14 protein-coding genes are annotated in these 16,822 nt (G+C 71.6%); 13 read left to right on the top strand and 1 reads right to left on the bottom strand.

Annotated elements, in window-relative coordinates:
- Positions 1–30 precede the first annotated feature (30 nt).
- From ACIBBD_RS16435 to ACIBBD_RS16405, 7 genes are all read left to right on the top strand, one after another.
- Positions 31–1,209: a uroporphyrinogen-III synthase gene (locus tag ACIBBD_RS16435; protein ID WP_399420133.1), complete on the top strand. Its 1,179-nt coding sequence runs from the start codon at positions 31–33 to the stop codon at positions 1,207–1,209.
- 275 nt (positions 1,210–1,484) lie between these two features.
- Positions 1,485–2,078: a CGNR zinc finger domain-containing protein gene (locus ACIBBD_RS16430; protein ID WP_399420064.1), complete on the top strand. Its 594-nt coding sequence runs from the start codon at positions 1,485–1,487 to the stop codon at positions 2,076–2,078.
- A 518-nt stretch (positions 2,079–2,596) separates the two neighbouring features.
- Positions 2,597–3,118, top strand: a complete 522-nt coding sequence (locus ACIBBD_RS16425; protein WP_010039908.1) for a sigma-70 family RNA polymerase sigma factor — start codon at positions 2,597–2,599, stop codon at positions 3,116–3,118.
- A 50-nt stretch (positions 3,119–3,168) separates the two neighbouring features.
- Positions 3,169–3,942 carry an anti-sigma factor family protein gene (locus ACIBBD_RS16420; protein WP_399420063.1) on the top strand — a complete coding sequence of 258 codons (774 nt, stop codon included), beginning with the start codon at positions 3,169–3,171 and terminating at the stop codon, positions 3,940–3,942.
- 130 nt (positions 3,943–4,072) lie between these two features.
- Positions 4,073–6,430: a HelD family protein gene (locus tag ACIBBD_RS16415; RefSeq protein WP_399420062.1), complete on the top strand. Its 2,358-nt coding sequence runs from the start codon at positions 4,073–4,075 to the stop codon at positions 6,428–6,430.
- Positions 6,431–6,755: 325 nt separating this feature from the next.
- Positions 6,756–8,171 carry an NAD-dependent malic enzyme gene (locus tag ACIBBD_RS16410; RefSeq protein ID WP_399420061.1) on the top strand — a complete coding sequence of 472 codons (1,416 nt, stop codon included), beginning with the start codon at positions 6,756–6,758 and terminating at the stop codon, positions 8,169–8,171.
- 326 nt (positions 8,172–8,497) lie between these two features.
- Positions 8,498–8,779 carry an HU family DNA-binding protein gene (locus ACIBBD_RS16405; RefSeq protein WP_004000874.1) on the top strand — a complete coding sequence of 94 codons (282 nt, stop codon included), beginning with the start codon at positions 8,498–8,500 and terminating at the stop codon, positions 8,777–8,779.
- 324 nt (positions 8,780–9,103) lie between these two features.
- Here the strand turns inward: ACIBBD_RS16405 and murA are convergent, their stop codons facing one another.
- Positions 9,104–10,450, bottom strand: a complete 1,347-nt coding sequence (murA, locus tag ACIBBD_RS16400) for a UDP-N-acetylglucosamine 1-carboxyvinyltransferase (protein ID WP_399420060.1) — start codon at positions 10,448–10,450, stop codon at positions 9,104–9,106.
- Positions 10,451–10,719: 269 nt separating this feature from the next.
- Here murA and ACIBBD_RS16395 point away from each other — a divergent pair, with 269 nt between their 5' ends.
- The 6 genes from ACIBBD_RS16395 (at position 10,720) to ACIBBD_RS16370 (ending at position 16,595) form a co-directional block, all read left to right on the top strand.
- Positions 10,720–11,292 (top strand): YqgE/AlgH family protein, encoded by a 573-nt coding sequence (locus ACIBBD_RS16395; RefSeq protein ID WP_399420059.1) that lies wholly within the window; start codon positions 10,720–10,722, stop codon positions 11,290–11,292.
- A gap of 29 nt (positions 11,293–11,321) precedes the next feature.
- Positions 11,322–11,603, top strand: coding sequence for a DUF3039 domain-containing protein (locus ACIBBD_RS16390; protein WP_397964895.1), 282 nt, complete (start codon positions 11,322–11,324; stop codon positions 11,601–11,603).
- Between the two features lie 238 nt (positions 11,604–11,841).
- Positions 11,842–13,134: an extracellular solute-binding protein gene (locus tag ACIBBD_RS16385; protein WP_399420058.1), complete on the top strand. Its 1,293-nt coding sequence runs from the start codon at positions 11,842–11,844 to the stop codon at positions 13,132–13,134.
- Positions 13,131–14,108: a carbohydrate ABC transporter permease gene (locus tag ACIBBD_RS16380; protein WP_399420057.1), complete on the top strand. Its 978-nt coding sequence runs from the start codon at positions 13,131–13,133 to the stop codon at positions 14,106–14,108. The genes ACIBBD_RS16385 and ACIBBD_RS16380 overlap by 4 nt, the downstream gene beginning before the upstream one ends.
- Positions 14,105–14,962 carry a carbohydrate ABC transporter permease gene (locus ACIBBD_RS16375; protein WP_399420056.1) on the top strand — a complete coding sequence of 286 codons (858 nt, stop codon included), beginning with the start codon at positions 14,105–14,107 and terminating at the stop codon, positions 14,960–14,962. Before ACIBBD_RS16380 ends, ACIBBD_RS16375 begins: the two co-directional genes overlap by 4 nt.
- Position 14,963: 1 nt before the next feature.
- The gene (locus tag ACIBBD_RS16370) at positions 14,964–16,595 is read left to right on the top strand and encodes a beta-N-acetylhexosaminidase (protein ID WP_399420055.1); all 1,632 of its coding nucleotides are present in this window, start codon (positions 14,964–14,966) and stop codon (positions 16,593–16,595) included.
- Positions 16,596–16,822: the final 227 nt, after the last annotated feature.

Raw genomic sequence — 16,822 nt, 5'->3', positions numbered from 1 at the left:
GTGCAACGACTCGAGTGCGGGACGAGAGCCATGTACGAACAGCAGCGACCGGACAACGACGCCAGCGACCGGGCCCCGGAACAGCACGGACCCCTCGCCGGCTTCACCGTCGGCGTGACCGCCGCGCGCCGGGCCGACGAGCTCGGAGCACTGCTCCAGCGGCGCGGAGCGGCGGTGCTGCACGCGCCCGCCCTGCGGATCGTGCCGCTCGCCGACGACGGCGAACTGCTCGCCGCCACCAAGGACCTCCTCGACCAGGCGCCGGACGTCGTCGTGGCCACCACGGCCATCGGCTTCCGCGGCTGGGTCGAGGCCGCCGACGGCTGGGGGCTCGGCGAGCAGCTGCTCGCCCGGCTGCGGGACGTCGAACTGCTCGCCCGCGGGCCCAAGGTCAAGGGCGCGATCCGCGCCGCGGGCCTCACGGAGGACTGGTCGCCGTCGAGCGAGTCGATGGCGGAGGTGCTCGACCGGCTGCTGGAGGAGGGCGTCGAGGGCCGCCGCGTCGCCGTCCAGCTGCACGGGGAGCCACTGCCGGGGTTCGTGGAGGCGCTGCGGGCCGGGGGAGCGGAGGTCGTGGGCGTGCCCGTGTACCGGTGGATGCCCCCGGAGGACATCTCGCCGCTCGACCGGCTCCTCGACGCCGCCGTCTCGCGCGGACTGGACGCGGTCACCTTCACCAGCGCGCCGGCCGCCGCCTCGCTGCTGTCGCGGGCGGAGGACCGGGGGCTGCTGTCGGAGCTGCTGTCCGCCCTCCACCACGACGTCCTGCCGGCCTGCGTCGGCCCGGTCACCGCGCTGCCGCTCCAGGCGCACGGGGTGGACACCGTCCAGCCGGAGCGGTTCCGGCTCGGGCCGCTCGTCCAGCTGCTGTGCCAGGAGCTGCCCGGCCGGGCCCGCTCCCTGCCGATCGCCGGGCACCGGGTGGAGATCCGGGGGCACGCGGTCCTGGTCGACGGCTGCCTGAAACCCGTACCGCCGGCCGGCATGTCCCTGCTGCGGGCCCTGTCCCGGCGGCCGGGCTGGGTCGTGCCCCGCGCCGACCTGCTGCGGGCGCTGCCGGGGGCGGGCCGCGACGAGCACGCCGTCGAGACGGCGATGGCCCGGCTGCGGACGGCCCTGGGCGCGCCGAAGCTGATCCAGACGGTGGTGAAGCGGGGGTACCGGCTGGCGCTGGACCCCGCGGCGGACACGAAGTACGCGGACGCGTGAGCGGGAGGTGAGGGCGACCGACGCCGGTGCCGCCCTCACCGGGACCGCCGACCCCGGCCCCGCCTCGGCCCGGACGTGCCTGGTCCCCGGCGCCTGCCTCGGCCCGGACGTGCCTGGTCCCCGGCGCCTGCCTCGGCCCGGACGCACCTCGTCCCCGGACCGACGGGCCGAAACCCGTACCCGCCTGCGGCACAGGGGGTTCCGGCGCCGCGCCCCACCCGGCACTGTGAGAGGGACGCCTCCCCGCGGAGCCTTCCCTAGGCGGTGAACGGCACATGGCACTGGGTACACCCCCGTCCCCCTACGACCCGCGGTTCGACGCCGGACGGGTCTGCCTGGACCTCCTCGCCACCACCCACCCCCGGGAACGGCTGGACGCGGTCCCGCCGCTGTGCGCGTGGATCACCGGCTCCGGACTCGTCCCGACGGGCACCCCGCTGACGCACGCCGGCCCCTCCTGGCCGGTGGCCTTCCGGGAACTGCGGGGGTGCGTCGGCCAGTTGGTGCGTGCCTGGCTGGCCGGCGACCTCCGCCCCCACGACCGCGCCCTCACCCGCCTCAACGACGTCGCCCGCACCGCTCCCCCGGTCCCCCGTGCCGTCCGCGGACAGGACGGCACGCTCGTACGGGAACTGGACGGGCCCCCGGAGTGCGCCGCGCTGCTCGCCGCGGTGGCCCGGGACGCGGTGGAACTGCTCACCGATCCCGCCGCGCGGGCGGACCTGCGGCAGTGCGAGGGGGACAACTGCCCCCTCGTGTACGTGGACACGTCCCGGGGACGCCGTCGGCGCTGGTGCTCCAGCGAGGTCTGCGGCAACCGGGAACGGGTCGCCCGGCACCGCAGGAGGACCGCGCTCACCCGCGCGTGACCCACCGGCCGCCCTCGTCGGGTGGCCGCGAGGCTCTCCGGCGGCTGCCCGCCCAACCTCCGTCACGTGGCCGCCGGACCCCTCGACGCGCGTCCGTACGTCCCTCCGTCACGCGCCCGCCCGGTCCTCCGGCACCGACCCGCCCGGTCCTCCGGCACCGGTCTGTCCGACGTCCCGTCATGTCTTCGCGCCAACTCACCTGTCCGCTATGCCGTGTTCGTGACAGCGGTGTCGAAGTGATTTCGATTACACGTTGTTTACCTTCGGAATGCGGCGGGCAGCGCGTGTCGCCTTGACCGTGTGGCGGAAATGTAAAGGAAGAGGGGCGGGAATGTGCCCTCATGTCCCCCTCGTCACGACACCCAGAAGAAAACTGTCAGTCCGGTTTGAACACTCAACGGGCCCGTTCCGTACCGGTGGTGGAGCGACCGACTCGGGGGAACCCCCGGACACCGGAGGTGGGCGTGCGCAAGGATGCGGCCGTGGCCAATGAACGTGGATCGAGGGCCCGACATCGCATGTCCCAGCCCTCGGAACCTGATGAGGAGCTGATGCGTGCTCTGTATCGGGAGCATGCCGGACCCCTGCTCGCGTACGTCCTCCGTCTGGTTGCCGGAGACCGGCAGCGCGCCGAGGACGTCGTGCAGGAGACACTCATCCGTGCCTGGAAGAACGCCGGACAGCTCAATCGAGCGACCGGATCGGTACGCCCCTGGCTGGTGACGGTCGCACGCCGCATCGTCATCGACGGCCACCGCAGCCGGCAGGCCCGGCCGCAGGAGGTCGACCCGTCGCCGCTGGAGGTCATCCCCGCGGAGGACGAGATCGACAAGGCGCTGTGGCTGATGACGTTGTCGGACGCGCTCGACGACCTGACCCCGGCACACCGGGAGGTGCTCGTCGAGACGTACTTCAAGGGGCGTACCGTCAATGAGGCGGCCGAGACGCTGGGTATACCCAGCGGCACCGTGCGCTCAAGGGTTTTCTATGCCCTGCGGTCGATGAAGCTGGCTCTCGAGGAGCGGGGGGTGACGGCGTGATGAGCATGTACGGGGGGTTCGGAGCAGGTGGGCCGGGTATGTCTGGTCCCATGCAGGGGTCTGTGGGATCTCCGAGCCCGAGCGAACACGAGACCGTCGGCGCCTACGCCCTCGGCATCCTCGACGACGCCGAGGCGACCGCCTTCGAAGCGCACCTCGCCGGCTGCGAGTGGTGCGCGCAGCAGCTCGACGAGCTCGCCGGGATGGAGCCCATGCTGGCCGCCCTCGCGGACCTGCCCGGATCCGGTACCCCCGCGATCGGTGAGTCCCTGTCCGCCAAGCCCGGCCCGCGGCTCGTGGAGAAGCTCGTCGACGAGGTCGCGGACCGCCGCGCCCAGAAGCGCCGGCGCAGCTTCTACATGATCGCCGCCGCTGCCGCGCTGATCGTCGGCGGCCCGGTCGTGGCCGTGGCGACGAGCGGCGGTGACAGCGCAGACGCCCCCAGAGTCCTGGCGGACAGCAACCCCGCCAAGACGGTCTTCGAGAGTTTCACCGACAAGGTCACCGCCACCGACGCGGGCACCAAGGTGACGGCGACCGTCGCCATGCAGGAGAAGGCCTGGGGCACCGAGGCCGTCGTCGAGCTGAAGAACGTGGCGGGCCCCAACAAGTGCTCGCTCATCGCCGTCGGCAAGAACGGCGAGCGCGAGACCATCTCGTCCTGGTCCGTCCCGGAATGGGGCTACGGCCTCCCCACCGCCAAGACCGATCAGGCCAAGAACCCGCTCTACGTCCAGGGCGGCGCGGCCCTCACCCCGAACCAGATCGACCACTTCGAGGTCATGACCTTCGACGGCAAGAAGCTCGTCGAGATCGACAAGTAAAGAAGACCCCGGACCGACGCCGGACGCTCGACCGGGCCCGCCCGCGGTTCTCCGCCGGGCGGGCCCCTCGCTTACCGGGGGCCCTTTCGCGTACGGTTGACGGCTGCCCAGCACGTCAGAAGGGGGCCCGGTGGCCGCTCAGGCTCAGCAGGAAACCGCGGTCGGCCCGGTTCAGGACTCAGTTCGGGACCGGGAGATCAGCGTCGAACAGGAACACCTGGACCGGGTGTACCGGCGTCTCGAGGAGAAGATCCACGAGGCGGAGTTCCTCATGCACGACGCGGCCCGCCGCGGCCAGGTCGGCACGCCCGGCGCCCTGGCCGAGCGGGACGCGCAGGTCTTCCGGGCGGGCGTACACCTCAACCGCCTGAACAACGAGTTCGAGGACTTCCTCTTCGGCAGGATCGACCTGCTGCTCGGCAAGGACGGCAAGAAGGGACCGGACGGCGCCTACACCGCCGTGGAACCCGCCGACGGCGCCGTGCGGGACGACAACACCGCCGACATCGCCGAGACCCTGCACATCGGGCGCATCGGTGTCCTCGACGAGGACTACGCCCCGCTGGTCATCGACTGGCGGGCCCCCGCCGCCGCCCCGTTCTACCGCTCCACGCCGGTCGACCCCGGCCGGGTCGTGCGCCGTCGGGTGATCCGCTCCAAGGGCCGCAAGGTGCTCGGCGTCGAGGACGACCTCATGCGCCCCGAGCTGAAGGCCTTCCTCGACGGCCACCAGCTGCCCGTCATCGGCGACGGCGCCCTCATGGCCGCCCTCGGGCAGGCGCGCAGCCACACCATGCGCGACATCGTCGCCTCCATCCAGGCCGAGCAGGACCTGGTCATCCGCGCCCCCGCCGCCTCCGTCACGTACGTCGAGGGCGGCCCCGGCACCGGGAAGACGGCCGTCGCCCTGCACCGGGCCGCGTATCTCCTCTACCAGGACCGGCGCCGGTACGCGGGCGGCATCCTGATCGTCTCGCCGACCCCGCTGCTCGTCGCGTACACCGAGGGCGTGCTGCCCTCCCTCGGCGAGGAGGGCCAGGTCGCCATCCGCGCCGTCGGCTCCCTCGTCGACGGGATCGAGGCCACCTTGTACGACTCCCCGGCGGTGGCCCGCGCCAAGGGCTCGTACCGCATGCTGAAGGTGTTGCGGAAGGCGGCGCGGGGAGCGCTGGAACTGGGCCGTCCGGGCGCCCCCGCGGCCGGGCAGCTCACCTTCGACACCCACGAGGACACGGTCTCCCGTCCGCCCACCCGGCTGCGCGTGGTCGCCTTCGGCCGCCGCCTGGAGCTGGAGGCCGAGGACCTGGAGCGCGTCCGCCGCACCGCCCTCGGCGGCACCGCTCCCGTGAACCTGCTGCGTCCCCGCGCCCGCAAACTGCTGCTGGACGCCCTCTGGGAGCGCTCGGGCGCCGCCGGCCGCCACACCGACCCCGAGCTGGCCGCCGAGCTGCGCTCCTCCTTCGACGAGGACGTGACGAGCGAGGACTCCTTCATCGCCTTCCTCGACGCCTGGTGGCCGGAGCTGACCCCGAAGGCCGTCCTGGCGGCCATGTCGGACGAGCGGCGGCTCGGCCGCTGGGCCCGCCGGATCCTCAACCCCGGCGAGGTCCGCAAGGTCGCCCGCTCCCTGAAGCGCGACGGCCACTCCGTGCACGACGTCGCGATGCTCGACGAGCTCCAGGCGATCCTCGGCGCCCCGGCCCGCCCGCGGAAGCGGCGCGAGCTCGACCCGCTGGACCAGCTCACCGGCCTGGAGGAGCTGATGCCGGTCCGCGAGGAGTCGCAGCGCGAGCGGGCCGAGCGCCTCGCCCAGGAGCGCACCGAGTACGCCCACGTCATCGTCGACGAGGCACAGGACCTCACCCCGCTCCAGTGGCGCATGATCGGCCGCCGCGGCCGGCACGCCACCTGGACGGTCGTCGGCGACCCGGCCCAGTCCTCCTGGTCCGACCCCGACGAGGCCGCCGAGGCCCGTGACGAGGCGCTCGGCACCCGCCCGCGCCGTCGCTTCCAGCTGACCGTGAACTACCGCAACCCGGCCGAGATCGCCGAGCTGGCCGCGAAGGTGCTGGCCCTGGCCATGCCCGGTGCCGTGGCCCCGTCCGCGGTCCGCTCCACGGGCGTCGTCCCCCGCTTCACGGCCGTGACCGGCTCCCTCGCCGCGACCGTCCGCGCGGAGGCCGAACGCCTCCTGGAACGGGTCGACGGCACCGTCGGTGTCGTCGTCGCCATGAACCGCCGTGAGGAGGCCCGGCGCTGGCTCGCCGGACTCGGCGACCGGGTCGTCGCCCTCGGCAGCCTGGAGGCCAAGGGGCTCGAGTACGACGCGACGGTGGTCGTGTCGCCCGCGGAGATCGCCGACGAGTCCCCGGCCGGCCTGCGGGTGCTGTACGTCGCCCTGACCCGCGCCACCCAGCAGCTCACGGTCGTGTCGGACGAGCGGGACGAGCCCGACGCGGCGGGCGTGCCGGACCTGCTGCGGGACTGAGCGCGGGGGCCTTTCCTGTGAACTCGCCGGACGGGAATGGCCTCGGGCGATCCGTTTGTTAGCCTGGACGTGGCACCGGCTCGATCCAAGCCCCCGGGCCCAACCTTCGTCGCTACGAGCGACCACTTGCCGCGAGGCGAGCATGGCGGGTCGGTGCCACTCAGCGTCGGAAGAGGCCCACGTCGAATGTGACGTGGGCCTCTTTCTCTGTCGACTTTCCTGTGAACTCAACGTTCGCAATCGGATGCGGCTAACGCCTACTCGGCAGTAGGTGCGACGATCGGACGACATCCAGCGTCACAGGTGAAAGCAGAGGAAGTCGGCCATGGCAACGGCGCCCAGCGTCTCCTACTCGATGACGATCCGGCTGGAGGTGCCCGCGAGCGGAACCGCCGTCTCGCAGCTCACCACCGCTGTGGAGTCCTCCGGAGGCTCGGTGACCGGCCTCGACGTCACCGCGTCCGGACACGAGAAGCTCCGGATCGACGTCACCATCGCGGCCACCTCGACCGCGCACGCCGACGAGATCGTCGAGCAGCTCCGCGGCATCGAGGGCGTCACGCTCGGCAAGGTCTCCGACCGTACGTTCCTGATGCACCTCGGCGGCAAGATCGAGATGGCGTCGAAGCACCCCATCCGCAACCGTGACGACCTCTCCATGATCTACACGCCGGGTGTGGCCCGCGTCTGCATGGCGATCGCCGAGAACCCCGAGGACGCCCGCCGTCTCACCATCAAGCGCAACTCCGTTGCGGTCGTGACGGACGGCTCCGCCGTGCTGGGCCTGGGCAACATCGGCCCCAAGGCCGCGCTGCCGGTCATGGAGGGCAAGGCGGCCCTCTTCAAGCGGTTCGCCGGCATCGACGCCTGGCCGATCTGCCTGGACACCCAGGACACCGACGCGATCGTCGAGATCGTCAAGGCGATCGCCCCCGGCTTCGCCGGCATCAACCTCGAGGACATCTCCGCCCCCCGCTGCTTCGAGATCGAGGCCCGGCTGCGCGAGGCGCTCGACATCCCCGTCTTCCACGACGACCAGCACGGCACCGCGATCGTCGTCCTCGCCGCCCTCACGAACGCCCTGCGCGTCGCGGACAAGGCGATCGAGAACATCCGCGTCGTCATGTCCGGCGCCGGCGCGGCCGGCACCGCCATCCTCAAGCTGCTGATCGCGGCGGGCGTGAAGAACGCCGTCGTCGCCGACATCCACGGCGTCGTCCACGCCGGCCGCGAGGACCTGGTGGACGCCGCTTCCGACTCGGCGCTGCGCTGGATCGCCGACAACACCAACCCCGAGGGCCTCACCGGCACGCTGAAGGAGGCCGTGCGCGACGCCGACGTCTTCATCGGCGTCTCCGCCCCGAACGTCATCGACGGCGACGACGTGGCCGCCATGGCCGACGACGCGATCGTGTTCGCGCTCGCGAACCCGGACCCCGAGGTGGACCCGGCAATCGCCCGTCAGACGGCGGCCGTTGTGGCCACCGGCCGCTCCGACTTCCCGAACCAGATCAACAACGTGCTGGTCTTCCCGGGCGTCTTCCGCGGCCTGCTGGACGCGCAGTCCCGCACGGTCAACACCGACATGATGCTCGCGGCCGCGAAGGCGCTGGCGGACGTGGTGACCGAGGACGAGCTGAACGCGAACTACATCGTCCCGAGCGTCTTCAACGACAAGGTCGCCGGTGCGGTGGCCGGCGCGGTGCGCGAGGCCGCGAAGGCGGCGGGGGTCACGGTCTGAGGTCCGCGTCTGCGCGGGGCCCCGGTGCGGGGCCCCGGCGGGTTGCGCCCCCACGGCGCTGTGAGGATCGCCACGGCGGCCTCCGCGACGGCGCGTCGCGGAACCGCGTGTCCCCGGCCGCCCTCTAGGGTTGCGGCCGAGCGAAGCGCTCTTCGTGTGACTCCCAAGGGTGTTCTCACGACTCCTGCGGGTGCCGGATTGGCTTTCCCGCCGCAGGTAGGGGCAGGATGCGTCCCTGGGCGCGAGCACAACGACTTCGCTGTGCCCCACATGCGGCTCCGCCGCGTGGCACGCCTCAACGGCAAGAAGAACACGGGAGTAACAACATGAACCGCAGTGAGCTGGTGGCCGCGCTGGCCGACCGCGCCGAGGTGACCCGCAAGGACGCCGACGCCGTGCTGGCCGCGTTCGCCGAGGTCGTCGGCGACATCGTCTCCAAGGGCGACGAGAAGGTCACCATCCCCGGCTTCCTGACCTTCGAGCGCACCCACCGTGCCGCTCGCACCGCGCGCAACCCGCAGACCGGCGACCCGATCCAGATCCCGGCCGGCTACAGCGTGAAGGTCTCCGCGGGCTCGAAGCTCAAGGAAGCGGCCAAGGGCAAGTAAGCCTCACCCGTACGCCACGGACGCGTACGAGGCTCTGTAACGCCAATGGGGCGGCCACCCGGTCAGGGTGGCCGCCCCATCGCCGTACGGCGCCGCACAGCCGTTCGAGGCCCGCCCGGCCGCCCGATCCGAGCGGCCCGCCCGAACGGGCCCGGCCGCCCCGCTGGAGCGACGCTCGGGCCGGACGGCGCCACGACATCAGCGACCCCCGCCCTCGCCCCGGCCCCGGGCCGGTCGGGCCCGAGCCGGCCGGGCCCGGGTCGGGTGGGCCGGGGGCGGCCGGGCCCGGGTCGGGTGGGCCGGGGGCGGGAGGGTGTGGTGGGGTCAGCCGAGGGCCTTGCCCGGCAGTTCGACCTTCGCGCCCAGCTCGACGAGCTTCTCCATGAAGTTCTCGTAGCCGCGGTTGATGAGGTCGATGCCGTGGACACGGGACGTGCCCTGGGCGGCGAGGGCGGCGATCAGGTACGAGAAGCCGCCGCGCAGGTCGGGGATGACCAGGTCGGCGCCCTGGAGCTTGGTGGGGCCGGACACGACCGCGGAGTGCAGGAAGTTGCGCTGGCCGAAGCGGCAGTCGGAGCCGCCCAGGCACTCGCGGTAGAGCTGGATGTGGGCGCCCATCTGGTTCAGCGCGGAGGTGAAGCCGAGGCGGGACTCGTACACCGTCTCGTGGATGATCGACAGGCCCGTGGCCTGCGTCAGGGCCACGACCAGCGGCTGCTGCCAGTCCGTCTGGAAGCCGGGGTGGACGTCCGTCTCGAGCGCGATGGACTTCAGCTGGCCGCCGGGGTGCCAGAAGCGGATGCCGTCGTCGTCGATGCGGAACGCCCCGCCCACCTTCCGGTAGGTGTTCAGGAACGTCATCATCGAGCGCTGCTGGGCGCCGCGGACGTAGATGTTGCCCTCGGTCGCCAGCGCGGCGGACGCCCAGGAGGCGGCCTCCAGACGGTCCGGGAGGGCGCGGTGGTCGTAGCCGCCGAGCGTGTCCACACCGGTGATGCGGATCGTGCGGTCGGTGTCCATCGCGATGATGGCGCCCATTTTCTGCAGGACGCAGATCAGGTCCTCGATCTCCGGCTCCACCGCCGCGTTCGAGAGCTCGGTGACGCCCTCGGCGAGGACGGCCGTCAGCAGCACCTGCTCGGTGGCGCCGACGGACGGGTACGGCAGCCGGATCTTCGTGCCGCGCAGCCGCTGCGGGGCCTCGAGGTACTGGCCGTCCGCCCGCTTCTCGATCTTCGCGCCGAACTGGCGCAGCACGTCGAAGTGGAAGTCGATGGGCCGGCCGCCGATGTCGCAGCCGCCCAGGCCGGGGATGAAGGCGTGCCCGAGGCGGTGCAGCAGCGGACCGCAGAACAGGATCGGGATACGGCTGGAACCCGCGTGCGCGTCGATGTCGGCGACGTTCGCGCTCTCGACGTAGGTCGGGTCCATCACCAGCTCGCCCGGCTCCTCGCCCGGACGGACCGTCACCCCGTGCAGTTGCAGCAGGCCGCGTACGACCCGCACGTCACGGATGTCCGGAACGTTGCGCAGTCGACTCGGCTCGCTGCCCAGCAGGGCCGCCACCATGGCCTTCGGTACGAGGTTCTTCGCACCGCGGACACGGATCTCGCCCTCCAGCGGGGTTCCGCCGTGGACAAGCAGTACGTCGTCAGAGCCGTTGACGGTCATGTATCTCGCGTTCCGTGGAGTATGGAGTGGGGCAGGGCCAGAGAGGACAGAGTAATCGCCGCGCGCCCCCCTCAAGTAAGCCCAAGTACCGCCCGGCTACGTCATAGCTGTGTCACAACACGAACCGTTCCCCACCGGGCACATGGGGTCACCACGGGCCCGCCGTCGCGTTCGTGCGCCCGGACCGCATCCGTGCGCCCGACCTGCCCCTCACCCGGCTCGCCGTATTGCCTCCCCATGCGGAGGGAAGATGGGGGATCATGTCTGGCATGACCGAGGTGTCCTCGCTCACAGGGCGGCTGCTCGTGGCAACGCCCGCCCTGGCGGACCCGAACTTCGACCGTGCGGTGGTGCTCCTTCTCGACCACGACGAGGAGGGCTCGCTCGGTGTCGTCCTCAACCGCCCGACACCCGTGGGCGTGGGCGACATCCTGGAGGACTGGGCGGACCTCACCGGTGAACCGGGCGTCGTCTTCCAGGGCGGCCCGGTGTCCCTCGACTCGGCGCTGGGTGTCGCCGTGATCCCCGGCGACTCCACCGTGGACGGCGCCCCCCTGGGCTGGCGGCGGGTGCACGGCGCGATCGGCCTCGTCGACCTGGAGGCCCCACCGGAGCTGCTCGCCTCGGCGCTGGGATCCCTGAGGATCTTCGCCGGGTACGCCGGCTGGGGTCCGGGCCAGCTGGAGGACGAGCTGGTGGACGGCGCCTGGTACGTCGTGGAGTCCGAGCCCGGCGACGTGTCCTCGCCGTCCCCCGAGAGACTCTGGCGCGAGGTGCTGCGCCGCCAGCGCAACGAGCTGGCGATGGTGGCGACGTACCCGGACGACCCTTCGCTCAACTGATGGGTGTGAGCTTCAGTACCCTTGGCCGTATGAGCACTCTTGAGCCCGAGCGCGGCACTGGTACGGGGACCCTCGTAGAGCCGACGCCGCAGGTGTCGCACGGTGACGGTGACCACGAGCGCTTCGCGCACTACGTCCAGAAGGACAAGATCATGGCGAGCGCCCTGGACGGGACGCCCGTCGTGGCGCTGTGCGGCAAGGTGTGGGTGCCCGGCCGCGACCCGAAGAAGTACCCCGTGTGCCCGATGTGCAAGGAGATCTACGAGTCCATGGGCTCCGGCGGGGACGACCAGGGCAAGGGCGACAAGTAGACCGTCCGGGCTCCGACTGGGCTCCGCCGCGACGCGAAGGCCTTCAGGTGCGCTTGGGTGCGCCCTGAAGGCCTTCGCGTCGTTTTGTCTCCGGGCCCGCGTTGCACGGAGTGCGTCCGCCGGTCACAGAGTGGTTGAGACCTCTTGTGGCCGTGTTCCCGGAGTCCCTAGCCTCCCGAGTGTTGTGCACAGCGAAACCGTCATTGCGCATGCTGCAACACCACCGGAGGAGTGCTCCATGAAGCCGTCCGTCCGCATCGCCGCGCTGCTGACCGTCCTGGTCACCGCCGCGTGCGCCCCCCAGACCTCCGCCAACTCATCCTCCGGCAAGGACGAGAGGACCGGCACGCTGCGCGTCTGGCTCTTCCAGGAGGTCGGCAACGATCCCAAGCAGCAGGTCGTCGACTCGGTCGTCTCCGCCTTCGAGAAGGCCCACGACGGCACGCGGGTCGAGGTCGAGTACATCCCCGTCGAGAGCCGCGCCCAGCGCGTCAAGGCCGCCTTCAACGACCCGAAGTCCGCCCCGGACGTGATGGAGTACGGCAACACCGACACCGCGGGCTACGTGAAGGACGGCGGACTCCTCGACGTCACCGAGGAGTTCACCGCCTGGAACGAGAGCCGCAGCACCGACTCCACCGCCCGGCAGTCCGTCACCGTCGACGGCAGGATCTACGGCGCCCCCCTCTACGTCGGCGTCCGCGCCCTCTACTACCGCACGGACGTCTTCGACGAACTCGGCCTGAAGGTCCCGACGAGCATGGCCGAACTCGCCACCACGGCCCGCGCGATCCGCGCCGCCGAGCCCGGCCTGTACGGCCTGGTCGTCGGCGGCGCCTACACCTACGGCGCGATGCCCTTCGTCTGGGCCCACGGCGGGGAGATCGCCACCGGCCGGAACGGCTCGTACGCCTCCGCCATCGACAGTCCGGCCGCCAGGAAGGGCATCGAGGCGTACACCTCCCTCTTCACCGACGACAACTGCCCTCCCGCCAAGTGCGCGGGCATGGGCGGCAACGACACCGTCACCGCGTTCGCCGCGGGCAAGGCGGGCATGGCGATCGGCGGCGACTTCAGCCACACCGCCGTGGAGGCGGGCAAGGTGAAGGGCGCGTACGCGGTCGTCCCGCTGCCCGGTGTGACACCGGGCTCGATCGCCCCCGCCTTCGCGGGCGGCAACAACATCGGCGTCCTGAAGAGCACCTCGCACCGCACCCTCGCCGTCCAGCTGATGGAGGCGCTCGCCTCGAAGCGGACCCAGGCGCAGCTCTTCGACGCCATGGGCTTCCTGCCCACCTTCACCGACGTACGCGACAAGGCGGCCGCGCGCGAGCCGTTCGTGAGGCCGTTCGTCGAGACGCTCGCGGCGGGAACCAGGTTCGTACCCACCTCGCCCGCCTGGTCGCGGATCGACTCCCAACTGGTCCTGCCGACGATGTTCCAGGAGGTCGTCAGCGGCCGGAAGGACGTGGCGGCGGCCTCGGCGGAGGCGGCGAGGAAGATGAACGACGCGTTCGGCTCCGCCGGATGACGGCGCCCACCGGCACCAGGGCCGCGGACCGTCCGCGGCCGCGGGTGGCCCCCCGCCCGCCGCGCCCGCGCCGCTCCGCCGCCCACGGCACCGCCACGCGCCCCTCGGGCCGGACCCCGTGGCTGTACCTGGCGCCCGCCCTCCTCGTGCTGGCCGCTCTGCTCGGCTACCCGATCTACCAACTCGCCCTGATCTCCCTCTTCCGTTACACCCAGGCCCAGGTCAGCGGCGGCGAACCGACCGCCTTCCGGGGCCTGGGCAACTACGCCGACGTCGTCGCCGACGACCGGTTCTGGCAGGTGCTGCTGGCGACGGTGGTCTTCGCGGCGGCCTGTGTGGTCTCCACGCTCGCCGTCGGCTGCGCCCTCGCCGTGCTCCTCACGCGCGTGCGGGCCCTGCCCCGGCTCGCGCTGATGCTGGCCGCGCTGGGCGCCTGGGCCACCCCGGCGGTCACCGGCTCGACGGTCTGGCTGTTCCTGTTCGACCCCGACTTCGGTCCCGTCAACCGGGTGCTGGGCCTCGGCGACCACTCCTGGACGTACGGCCGCTTCAGCGCCTTCCTCCTCGTCCTGCTCGAAGTGGTCTGGTGCTCCTTCCCGTTCGTGATGGTGACGGTCTACGCCGGCATCCGCGCCGTACCGGCGGAGGTGCTGGAGGCGGCCGCGCTCGACGGCGCCTCGCAGTGGAGGATCTGGCGGTCCGTCCTCGCGCCGATGCTGCGGCCCGTCCTGGTGGTCGTCACCATCCAGTCGGTCATCTGGGACTTCAAGGTCTTCACCCAGATCTACGTCATGACGAACGGCGGCGGCATCGCGGGCCAGAACCTCGTCCTGAACGTCTACGCCTACCAGGAGGCCTTCGCGTCCTCGCAGTACGGCCTTGGCGCGGCGATCGGCGTGGTGATGCTGCTGATCCTGCTCGCCGTCACCCTGGTGTACCTGCGACTGCTGCGTCGGCAGGGGGAAGAACTGTGAAACTTCCACGGGCTCTCTCGAGCGGACTTGTGCGGCGTCCGTGGCGGACCGCCGCGGACGCCGGCGCCCTGCTCGTCGCGGCCGCCGTCGCCTTCCCCCTGTACTGGATGGTGCTCGGCGCCCTGAAACCGGCCGGGGAGATCGAGTCGAGCGAGCCGCGGCCCTGGACGCTCTCGCCCTCCCTGGATTCCTTCCGGCGCGTCCTCGGGCAGCAGGAATTCGGCCGCTACTTCCTCAACAGCCTTGTCGTGGCGGGCACGGTGGTGATCGCCTCGGGGGTGATCGCGTTTCTCGCCGCGACCGCCGTCACGCGATTCCGCTTCCGCTTCCGGACCACCCTGCTGATCATGTTCCTGGTGGCCCAGATGGTGCCCGTGGAAGCGCTCGCGATCCCCCTGTTCTTCCTCATGCGCGACTTCGGCCAGTTGAACACCCTGGGGGCGCTGATCCTGCCCCACATCGCCTTCTCGCTGCCGTTCGCGATCTGGATGCTGAGGGGCTTCGTGAAAGGCGTGCCGGAGGCCCTGGAGGAGGCCGCGTACCTCGACGGAGCGAGCCGCGCGCGATTCCTGTGGCAGATCCTTTTCCCGCTCGTCCTGCCCGGCCTGGTGGCCACCAGCGTCTTTTCCTTCATCTCCGCCTGGAACGACTTCCTGTTCGCCAAGTCGTTCATCATCAGCGACACCTCGCAGTCGACGCTGCCGATGGCCCTGCTGGTGTTCTACGAACCGGACGACCCGGACTGGGGCGGGGTGATGGCGGGATCCACGGTGATGACGATTCCGGTGCTGGTCTTCTTCGTCCTCGTACAACGGCGACTCGTCTCCGGCCTCGGCGGAGCGGTGAAGGACTGACATGACGTCTGCGAGCGACATCATTCCGGCCCCCCGGGCCGTCGACGGCCCGCCGCGCCGCGGCGCCGTGATCGACGAGAGCACCACCCTGTGGGCGGGGCCGGGCACGGACACGGCCGAACGCTGGCTGCGCGCCACCCTGGGCGCGGCGCTCGGCCTGCCCCTCAGGCCCGGCCCCGAGGACGCCCCCGGTGGCGTACGGCTGTGCCTCGACGACCGTCTGGAACCCGAGGCGTACCGGCTCGGCGTCACCGCCTCCCGGGGAGTCGAGATCCGGGGCGGCGGCGCGGCCGGCGTGTTCTGGGGCGCCCAGACCCTGCGCCAGTTGCTGGGCCCGGACGCCTTCCGACGCGCTTCCGTACGACCGGGAACCGGGTACGGCATCCCGCACCGGACCGTCGAGGACGCCCCCCGTTTCCGCTGGCGCGGCCTCCTCCTCGACGTGGCCCGGCACTTCATGCCCAAGGAAGGCGTCCTGCGCTACCTGGATCTGATGGCCGCGCACAAACTGAACGTCCTCCACTTCCACTTGACCGACGACCAGGGCTGGCGCCTGGAGATCAGGAGGTACCCGCGGCTGACCGAAACCGGCTCCTGGCGGTCCCGCACGAAATTCGGCCACCGCGCCTCACCGCTGTGGGAGGAGAAGCCGCACGGGGGCTTCTACACGCAGGACGACATCCGGGAGATCGTCGCCTACGCCGCCGAGCGGCATATCACCGTCGTCCCCGAAATCGACGTACCCGGCCACTCGCAGGCGGCCATCGCCGCGTATCCGGAACTCGGCAACACCGACGTCATCGACACCACCGCCCTCTCCGTCTGGGACACCTGGGGGATCAATCCCAACGTACTGGCCCCCACCGACACCACCCTGCGCTTCTACGAGGGGGTCTTCGAGGAAGTGCTGGAGCTGTTTCCGGGGGAGTTCATTCACGTCGGCGGCGACGAATGCCCCAAGGAGCAGTGGCGGCGCTCGCCCACCGCGCAGGCCCGGATCGAAGAACTCGGGCTCGCCGACGAGGACGCGCTCCAGGCGTGGTTCGTCGCACACTTCGACACGTGGCTCTCCGCTCGCGGGCGTCGGCTCATCGGCTGGGACGAGATCCTGGAAGGCGGTCTCGCCGCGGGGGCGGCCGTGTCGTCCTGGCGGGGGTACGCGGGCGGGATCGCCGCCGCGCGCGCGGGACACGACGTCGTCATGTGCCCCGAACAGCAGGTGTACCTCGACCACCGGCAGGACGCCGGCCCGGACGAGCCCGTGCCGATCGGCTACGTGCGCACCCTGGAGGACGTCTACCGCTTCGAGCCCGTCCCACCGGAGTTGACGCCGGGGGAGGCCGGGCGTGTCCTGGGCACGCAGGCCAACCTGTGGACCGAGGTGATGGAGGACTCCGCGCGCGTGGACTACCAGGCCTTCCCGCGTCTGGCCGCCTTCGCCGAGGTCGCCTGGAGCGCGCTGCCCGCCCCGGCCGAGCGGGACTTCGCGGACTTCGAGCGGCGGATGGCCGTCCACTACGCGCGACTTGACGCGCTGGGCGTCGCCTACCGGCCGCCGACCGGCCCCCGGCCCTGGCAGAAGCGGCCCGGCGTGCCGGGCCGGCCGATCGACGGGGCGCCCCCGCGGCGGTGACGGGGTGCCACCGCGGCGGTGGGCGGGAAGCGAACGGGACCGTGACGACCGGGCCCCTCACGGAAAAACCCCGGCGGGATCACCGAAGAGTGGCAATTCGAGCAGACCGGTGATGCTGGTCGAAATCGGACCATCACTCAGGTGAGGTGGGCGAATGCCTCCTAGCGGACCCCCGCGTCCGGGCCTTGCGAAGATGTGCCAGAGTTGCCACGTCCGCCCTGTCAGCA

Source organism: Streptomyces sp. NPDC051315 (assembly GCF_044455165.1).
Lineage (GTDB): Bacteria > Actinomycetota > Actinomycetes > Streptomycetales > Streptomycetaceae > Streptomyces.
Note: the sequence above shows the minus strand (reverse complement) of the source record. Positions and strands in the feature narration are given on the sequence as shown.

Coding starts and splice junctions, on each gene's coding strand:
- ACIBBD_RS16435 (WP_399420133.1), top strand. CDS start 31: ATGTACGAACAGCAGCGACCGGACAACGACGCCAGCGACCGGGCCCCG.
- ACIBBD_RS16430 (WP_399420064.1), top strand. CDS start 1,485: ATGGCACTGGGTACACCCCCGTCCCCCTACGACCCGCGGTTCGACGCC.
- ACIBBD_RS16425 (WP_010039908.1), top strand. CDS start 2,597: ATGTCCCAGCCCTCGGAACCTGATGAGGAGCTGATGCGTGCTCTGTAT.
- ACIBBD_RS16420 (WP_399420063.1), top strand. CDS start 3,169: ATGCAGGGGTCTGTGGGATCTCCGAGCCCGAGCGAACACGAGACCGTC.
- ACIBBD_RS16410 (WP_399420061.1), top strand. CDS start 6,756: ATGGCAACGGCGCCCAGCGTCTCCTACTCGATGACGATCCGGCTGGAG.
- ACIBBD_RS16405 (WP_004000874.1), top strand. CDS start 8,498: ATGAACCGCAGTGAGCTGGTGGCCGCGCTGGCCGACCGCGCCGAGGTG.
- murA (WP_399420060.1), bottom strand. CDS start 10,450: ATGACCGTCAACGGCTCTGACGACGTACTGCTTGTCCACGGCGGAACC.
- ACIBBD_RS16395 (WP_399420059.1), top strand. CDS start 10,720: ATGACCGAGGTGTCCTCGCTCACAGGGCGGCTGCTCGTGGCAACGCCC.
- ACIBBD_RS16390 (WP_397964895.1), top strand. CDS start 11,322: ATGAGCACTCTTGAGCCCGAGCGCGGCACTGGTACGGGGACCCTCGTA.
- ACIBBD_RS16385 (WP_399420058.1), top strand. CDS start 11,842: ATGAAGCCGTCCGTCCGCATCGCCGCGCTGCTGACCGTCCTGGTCACC.
- ACIBBD_RS16380 (WP_399420057.1), top strand. CDS start 13,131: ATGACGGCGCCCACCGGCACCAGGGCCGCGGACCGTCCGCGGCCGCGG.
- ACIBBD_RS16370 (WP_399420055.1), top strand. CDS start 14,964: ATGACGTCTGCGAGCGACATCATTCCGGCCCCCCGGGCCGTCGACGGC.